Origin of the sequence: Pseudomonas sp. GM60 (genome assembly GCF_000282415.1) — a bacterium.
GTDB lineage: Bacteria > Pseudomonadota > Gammaproteobacteria > Pseudomonadales > Pseudomonadaceae > Aquipseudomonas > Aquipseudomonas migulae.
Window position 1 is genome coordinate 1 of sequence record NZ_AKJI01000124.1, and the last position, 7,323, is coordinate 7,323.

Here is a 7,323-nt window from a genome sequence, read left to right on the forward strand (position 1 = left end):
CGGCATTGGCGTGGTAGTACCCGCCGATGTCCACTGGCTTGCCCTGAACGGCGTTGAGCTCGGCAACGATGGTCGCCTCGTTCTCGGTCAGGGTTTTTGCCAGTTCGCCGAACTGCGCTTGCAGTGCAGCGTCTTCAGTCTGGGCGGCCAGGGCCTGAGCCCAGTACAGCGCCAGGTAGAAGTGGCTGCCGCGGTTGTCGATGTTGCCGACTTTGCGCGATGGCGACTTGTTGTTGTCCAGGAACTGGCCGGTGGCCTGGTCCAGGGTCTTGGCCAGAACCAGCGCCTTAGGGTTGTTGTAAGTAACGCCCAGGTGCTCAAGGGAAGCGGCCAGAGCGAGGAACTCGCCCAGGGAATCCCAGCGCAGGAAGTTCTCTTCCAGCAGTTGCTGAACGTGCTTCGGTGCCGAACCGCCGGCGCCGGTTTCGAACAGACCGCCGCCGTTCATCAGCGGAACGATCGACAGCATCTTGGCGCTGGTGCCCAGTTCCATGATCGGGAACAGGTCGGTCAGGTAGTCGCGCAGTACGTTGCCGGTCACCGAGATGGTGTCCTTGCCTTCGCGGGTGCGGCCCAGAGTGAAGGCCATCGCGTCGACTGGCGACATGATGCGGATGTCCAGGCCGGAGGTGTCGTGATCCTTCAGGTAAGCCTGAACTTTCTCGATCACTACGCCGTCGTGAGCGCGCATTGGGTCCAGCCAGAAAATCGCCGGGGTGCTGCTTGCGCGAGCACGGTTGACGGCCAGTTTGACCCAGTCCTGGATCGGCGCGTCTTTGGTCTGGCACATGCGGAAGATGTCGCCGGCTTCAACCGACTGCTCCAGCAACAAGGCGCCTTTGCTGTCCGTCACGCGGACAACGCCGTTGGTCTTGATCTGGAAAGTCTTGTCGTGCGAGCCGTACTCTTCGGCTTTTTTCGCCATCAGGCCAACGTTTGGCACGCTGCCCATGGTGGTCGGATCGAAAGCGCCGTGCAGCTTGCAGTCTTCGATAACGGCCTGGTAGATGGTGGCGTAGCAGCGATCCGGGATCACAGCCTTGGTGTCGTGCAGCTGACCGTCAGTGCCCCACATTTTGCCGGAGTCACGGATCATCGCCGGCATCGAGGCGTCGACGATCACGTCGCTCGGCACGTGCAGGTTGGTGATGCCTTTGTCGGAGTTGACCATGGCCAGCGAAGGACGAACGGCGTAGACCGCCTGGATGTCCGCTTCGATCTGCGCTTGTTGCTCGGCAGGCAAAGCCTTGATGCGAGCGTACAGGTCGCCGATGCCGTTGTTCAGGTTGAAGCCGATCTGTGCCAGCACGTCAGCGTGCTTGGCCAGTGCGTCTTTGTAGAACTCGGCAACGATCTGGCCGAACATGATCGGGTCGGAGACCTTCATCATGGTGGCTTTCAGGTGAACCGACAGCAGCACGCCCTTGGCTTTGGCGTCTTCGATCTCGGCAGCGATAAAGCTGCGCAGAGCGTTTTTGCTCATGACCGCGCAATCGAGGATCTCACCGGCTTGCACGGTGGTCTTTTCTTTCAGGACGGTGGTGGTGCCGTCTTGAGCGATCAGTTCGATTTTGACGGCGTCAGCGGCGTCGATCAGGGCGGCTTTTTCGCTGCCGTAGAAATCGCCGGTGCTCATGTGCGCGACGTGGGACTTGGAGTCCGCAGCCCAGGCGCCCATTTTGTGCGGGTGCTTGCGAGCGTAGTTCTTGACCGACAGCGGGGCACGACGATCGGAGTTGCCTTCGCGCAGAACCGGGTTCACGGCGCTGCCCTTGATCTTGTCGTAACGCGACTTGGCTTCTTTGTCGGCGTCGCTGGTCACGGTTTCCGGGTAGTCCGGCAGTGCGAAGCCCTGGGCTTGCAGCTCTTTGATCGCGGCCTGCAGTTGCGGAACCGAAGCACTGATGTTCGGCAGCTTGATGATGTTGGCTTCTGGCGTAACGGCCAGGTCGCCCAGTTCGGCGAGGTGGTCGGCTACGGCTTTGTCACCCAATTGCTCGGGGAAGCTGGCCAGGATGCGCCCTGCAAGAGAGATATCGCGGGTTTCAACGGCGATATCAGCCGAAGCGGTGAACGCTTCTACGATAGGCAACAGTGAATAGGTGGCGAGGGCTGGGGCTTCGTCGGTGAAGGTATAGATGATCTTCGAGCGGGTGGGCATATTCGGATTAACTCTCTCTTCTTTGCTAAAGCGTGCGCAGAAACTCGAGGGGCGCCGGGTAAGCGCGTTCGTTCAAAGTCATCCATGAGCCGAATGTCGAGATTTGTGCGCGGTGATGTTGGGTGCATCAGTCGAGCGTCAAGCGGGTGGACTGCGGTAACAGTCCTGCTTTTTCGGGTCCAAAGTCTCGTGCTAGAGAGGTCGGCCGTCGTGACTCTGTGGTCAGCGGGCGGCATTATACATAGGTAGCTGGCAATCTGCCGATGGTTCATACGTAACGATTGTCGTCCATTGGTCTAAAGGTCGCAGGGGAGTGCAGGGCGTAGAGTCGTTGGCCGTGCTTGAGTTTGGCGCTTTTCCCTTTGCTTTCAGGCTTGTAGAACACGAACTGCGCAGCTTTGCAGTCGATGGGCAGAACATAGGGTTTGCGCGCCGATTTAACTGGGGTACGCTCGGACGAAGCCAGATGTTCAATCCAAACAATGGAGTTCAGCATGGGATACAAGAAGATTCAGGTTCCAGCAGTCGGCGACAAAATCACCGTCAACGCGGACCATTCTCTCAATGTTCCTAACAACCCGATCATCCCCTTCATCGAAGGCGATGGTATTGGCGTTGATATCAGCCCGGTCATGATCAAGGTTGTCGATGCTGCTGTTAAGAAGGCTTACGGCGGCGAGCGCAAAATTTCCTGGATGGAAGTCTACGCCGGGGAGAAAGCGACTCAGGTTTACGATCAGGACACCTGGCTGCCTCAGGAAACCCTGGACGCAGTCAAGGATTACGTGGTTTCCATCAAGGGCCCTCTGACCACGCCGGTCGGCGGCGGCATTCGTTCCCTGAACGTGGCCCTGCGTCAGCAACTCGACCTGTACGTTTGCCTGCGCCCGGTGCGCTGGTTCGAAGGCGTGCCTAGCCCGGTCAAGAAGCCAGGCGACGTCGACATGACCATCTTCCGCGAAAACTCGGAAGACATTTATGCCGGTATCGAGTGGAAGGCCGGTTCGCCGGAAGCGACCAAGGTCATCAAGTTCCTCAAAGAAGAAATGGGCGTCACCAAGATCCGTTTCGACGAAAACTGCGGTATCGGCGTCAAGCCGGTGTCCCTGCAAGGCACCAAGCGTCTGGCGCGCAAGGCTCTGCAGTACGTGGTCGACAACGACCGCGACTCGCTGACCATCGTGCACAAAGGCAACATCATGAAGTTCACCGAAGGTGCCTTCAAGGAATGGGCCTACGAAGTGGCGGCTGAAGAGTTCGGCGCGACCCTGCTCGATGGCGGTCCGTGGATGCAGTTCAAAAACCCGAAAACCGGCAAGAACGTCATCGTCAAGGATGCCATCGCCGACGCCATGCTCCAGCAGATCCTGCTGCGCCCGGCCGAATACGATGTGATCGCGACCCTGAACCTGAACGGCGACTACCTCTCCGACGCCCTGGCGGCGGAAGTGGGCGGTATCGGTATCGCGCCGGGTGCCAACCTGTCCGACACCATCGCCATGTTCGAAGCGACCCACGGTACTGCGCCGAAGTACGCCGGCAAGGACCAGGTCAACCCGGGTTCGCTGATTCTTTCCGCCGAGATGATGCTGCGTCACCTGGGCTGGACCGAAGCGGCCGACCTGATCATCAAGGGCACTAACGGCGCGATTTCCGCGAAGACCGTGACCTATGACTTCGAACGTCTGATGGACGGCGCGAAGCTGGTGTCGTCTTCCGGGTTTGGCGATGCACTGATTTCGCACATGTAAGCGAATCGGCACAAAAAAACCGCCTTCGGGCGGTTTTTTTATGACTGGGTAACGGCTTGCGTCAGTTCGACACTGTTTCTTTGTGGGGGGCGGGTGTGGGCTGTTCGTTAGAGGCAGGCGCCGCCGTAATCTTCACGGCGTGCAGGCCTTTAGGGCCCTGGACGATCTCGAATTTCACGAGCTGCCCGGCCTTGAGGGTTTTGTACCCGTCCATTTCAATGGCGGAATAATGGGCAAAGAAATCGATCTCTTTACCGTCCTCGTCCTGCCCTTCGCGGGCGTCGGTGTTGATGAAACCGAATCCCTTGGCATTGTTGAACCATTTCACCTTACCGACAGCCATGCTCATATCCCTCTGCAACAGACTCCATCACTGGAGTATCATCCAGTACATCCGCAGTCGAATCCTGTAAATAAGATTGACTCCGCGGACCTTTTTTACCCACTGTGGGCTCTATTGGTTGTAACACCGTTTTGCCGATAGTCAAGGTGACCCGGCAGTCGGTATTGAAATCGTTCATAACCGTCCCCACTACTGTATTCGCACAACTGACGAACCTTTCTTTCCATGCATGCAATCAGCCAGATTCGACTAACATTCAATCAGGATCGCCCTGATTTACACGACGACGATTCCGCAGGCATTGCTGTTCAGGAGGCCAAGCCTGCTTTACAGGCGCCGCCGATGTACAAGGTGGTTTTGTTTAATGATGACTACACACCGATGGATTTCGTCGTCGAAGTGCTCGAGGTGTTTTTTAACCTGAATCGCGAGCTGGCGACCAAGGTCATGCTGGCCGTCCATACAGAAGGACGGGCAGTATGTGGAGTGTTTACCCGCGACATTGCCGAGACCAAGGCCATGCAGGTCAACCAGTACGCCAGGGAAAGCCAGCATCCGCTACTCTGTGAAATCGAGAAGGACGGTTAATCGCCGACCACTTGGGTATGAGGTGAAGCTATGTTAAACCGCGAGCTCGAAGTCACCCTCAATCTTGCCTTCAAGGAGGCCCGTTCGAAGCGTCATGAATTCATGACCGTCGAACATCTTCTGCTGGCCTTATTGGACAATGAGGCTGCCGCCACCGTTTTGCGTGCCTGCGGCGCCAACCTCGACAAACTCAAGCATGATCTGCAGGAGTTCATCGACTCCACCACGCCGTTGATCCCTATTCATGACGAGGATCGCGAGACCCAACCTACCCTGGGCTTCCAGCGTGTTCTGCAGCGTGCTGTTTTCCACGTACAGAGCTCGGGCAAACGCGAAGTGACTGGCGCCAATGTGCTGGTTGCGATCTTCAGTGAGCAAGAAAGTCAGGCAGTGTTCCTGCTGAAACAGCAGAGCGTTGCACGCATTGATGTCGTCAACTACATCGCACACGGCATTTCCAAAGTGCCGGGGCATGGCGATCACTCTGAAGGTGAGCAAGATATGCAGGACGACGAGGGCGGTGAGTCTTCTTCTTCAGGCAATCCTCTGGATGCTTATGCCAGTAACCTCAACGAACTCGCGCGCCAGGGTCGTATCGATCCGTTGGTAGGTCGTGAGCTCGAAGTCGAGCGTGTCGCGCAGATCCTCGCGCGTCGACGCAAAAACAACCCGCTGCTGGTGGGCGAGGCGGGCGTGGGTAAAACCGCGATTGCCGAAGGCCTGGCCAAGCGTATTGTCGACAACCAGGTGCCGGACCTGCTGGCCAACAGCGTGGTGTATTCCCTCGACTTGGGCGCCTTGCTGGCCGGGACCAAATACCGCGGCGATTTCGAGAAACGCTTCAAGGCGTTGCTCAATGAACTGAAAAAACGTCCGCAGGCGATCCTGTTCATCGACGAAATCCACACCATCATCGGTGCGGGTGCCGCGTCCGGTGGCGTCATGGATGCCTCGAACCTGCTCAAGCCGCTGCTGTCGTCCGGTGACATCCGTTGCATCGGTTCGACCACCTTCCAGGAATTTCGCGGCATCTTCGAGAAGGACCGTGCCCTGGCACGACGCTTCCAGAAAGTCGATGTGTCGGAACCGTCGGTGGAAGACACCATCGGCATCCTGCGCGGCCTGAAAGGGCGTTTCGAGCTCCATCACAATATCGAATACAGTGATGAAGCCCTGCGCGCCGCTGCTGAACTGGCCTCGCGTTACATCAATGACCGGCACATGCCGGACAAGGCCATCGACGTGATCGACGAGGCGGGCGCCTACCAGCGTCTGCAACCGATCGAGAAACGCGTGAAACGCATCGAAGTGCCTCAGGTCGAGGACATCGTCGCGAAAATCGCGCGGATTCCGCCAAAACACGTCACCAGCTCCGACAAAGAGCTGCTGCGTAACCTTGAACGTGACCTGAAGCTGACGGTGTTTGGTCAGGATGCCGCAATCGACTCTCTGTCGACTGCGATCAAACTGTCCCGTGCCGGCCTGAAGTCGCCTGACAAGCCTGTCGGTTCGTTCCTGTTCGCAGGCCCGACCGGTGTCGGTAAAACCGAAGCGGCGCGTCAGTTGGCCAAGGCGTTGGGTATCGAGCTGGTTCGTTTTGACATGTCCGAGTACATGGAGCGCCACACCGTATCGCGTCTGATTGGTGCGCCTCCTGGCTACGTCGGGTTTGATCAGGGCGGTCTGCTGACCGAAGCCATTACCAAGCAGCCTCACTGCGTGCTGTTGCTCGATGAAATCGAGAAGGCGCATCCGGAAGTCTTCAACTTGCTGTTGCAAGTCATGGATCACGGTACGCTGACCGATAACAACGGGCGCAAGGCGGACTTCCGTAACGTGATCGTCATCATGACAACCAACGCCGGTGCCGAAACCGCAGCGCGTGCTTCGATCGGTTTCACCCATCAGGACCACTCGTCCGATGCGATGGAAGTGATCAAGAAGAGCTTCACGCCGGAGTTCCGCAACCGTCTGGATACCATTATCCAGTTTGGTCGCCTCAGTCATGAGGTCATCAAAAGCGTGGTGGACAAGTTCCTTACCGAGCTTCAGGCGCAGTTGGAAGACAAGCGCGTGCAGTTGGAAGTGACCGACGCGGCGCGCAGCTGGCTGGCGGCAGGTGGTTACGACTCGGCAATGGGCGCTCGGCCGATGGCGCGTTTGATTCAGGACAAGATCAAGCGTCCGCTGGCGGAAGAGATTCTCTTTGGCGAATTGGCTGACCATGGTGGCGTGGTGCATATCGATCTGAAGGACGGCGAGCTGACCTTCGAGTTTGAAACCACGGCTGAAATGGCCTGACGGTTGTTGATCTGTTGTAAAGCGAAAGGCGCCTTCGGGCGCCTTTTTTGTTGTCTGCTTGGTTTGGGTGCATATCCGTTTCTTTGGTAACGGCGGCTATTGGTTTCGCCCTTACGGCGAGTCACTTGGAAGAGCCCCAAGTAACCAAGGGCTCTTGCCCCTTTCGTTCGGTGCCTCGC

The 7,323-nt window shown here is 57.7% G+C and carries 6 protein-coding genes; 3 read left to right on the forward strand and 3 right to left on the reverse strand.

What is annotated here, in order from left to right; all coding sequences use genetic code 11:
• Both PMI32_RS03740 and PMI32_RS0129210 read right to left on the reverse strand, forming a co-directional pair.
• The coding region (locus tag PMI32_RS03740) for an NADP-dependent isocitrate dehydrogenase (RefSeq protein WP_008033984.1) at window positions 1–2,161 on the reverse strand (2,161 nt) is incomplete at its 3' end.
• 268 nt (window positions 2,162–2,429) lie between these two features.
• On the reverse strand, window positions 2,430–2,657 hold the full coding sequence (locus PMI32_RS0129210; protein WP_032829130.1) for a hypothetical protein: 228 nt from the start codon (window positions 2,655–2,657) through the stop codon (window positions 2,430–2,432).
• Between PMI32_RS0129210 and icd the strand changes: the two genes are divergently transcribed.
• Window positions 2,656–3,912 carry an NADP-dependent isocitrate dehydrogenase gene (icd, locus tag PMI32_RS03735; protein WP_008033986.1) on the forward strand — a complete coding sequence of 419 codons (1,257 nt, stop codon included), beginning with the start codon at window positions 2,656–2,658 and terminating at the stop codon, window positions 3,910–3,912. The genes PMI32_RS0129210 and icd overlap by 2 nt on opposite strands.
• A 61-nt stretch (window positions 3,913–3,973) precedes the next feature.
• Here icd and PMI32_RS03730 read toward each other — a convergent pair whose 3' ends face one another.
• Window positions 3,974–4,255, reverse strand: coding sequence for a cold shock domain-containing protein (locus PMI32_RS03730; RefSeq protein ID WP_008033988.1), 282 nt, complete (start codon window positions 4,253–4,255; stop codon window positions 3,974–3,976).
• Window positions 4,256–4,480: 225 nt separating this feature from the next.
• On the opposite strand from PMI32_RS03730, the gene clpS reads away from it, so the two are divergent.
• Both clpS and clpA read left to right on the forward strand, forming a co-directional pair.
• Window positions 4,481–4,843: an ATP-dependent Clp protease adapter ClpS gene (clpS, locus tag PMI32_RS0129215; RefSeq protein ID WP_015094394.1), complete on the forward strand. Its 363-nt coding sequence runs from the start codon at window positions 4,481–4,483 to the stop codon at window positions 4,841–4,843.
• Between the two features lie 30 nt (window positions 4,844–4,873).
• Entirely contained in the window at window positions 4,874–7,144 is a 2,271-nt protein-coding gene (gene clpA / locus PMI32_RS03725) for an ATP-dependent Clp protease ATP-binding subunit ClpA (protein WP_008033994.1), read from the forward strand.
• Window positions 7,145–7,323: the final 179 nt, after the last annotated feature.

Excerpts from the sequence above, each read along its gene's own strand:
- clpA (WP_008033994.1), top strand. The coding sequence starts at position 4,874 with ATGTTAAACCGCGAGCTCGAAGTCACCCTCAATCTTGCCTTCAAGGAG.
- PMI32_RS03730 (WP_008033988.1), bottom strand. The coding sequence starts at position 4,255 with ATGGCTGTCGGTAAGGTGAAATGGTTCAACAATGCCAAGGGATTCGGT.
- PMI32_RS0129210 (WP_032829130.1), bottom strand. The coding sequence starts at position 2,657 with ATGCTGAACTCCATTGTTTGGATTGAACATCTGGCTTCGTCCGAGCGT.
- icd (WP_008033986.1), top strand. The coding sequence starts at position 2,656 with ATGGGATACAAGAAGATTCAGGTTCCAGCAGTCGGCGACAAAATCACC.
- clpS (WP_015094394.1), top strand. The coding sequence starts at position 4,481 with ATGCATGCAATCAGCCAGATTCGACTAACATTCAATCAGGATCGCCCT.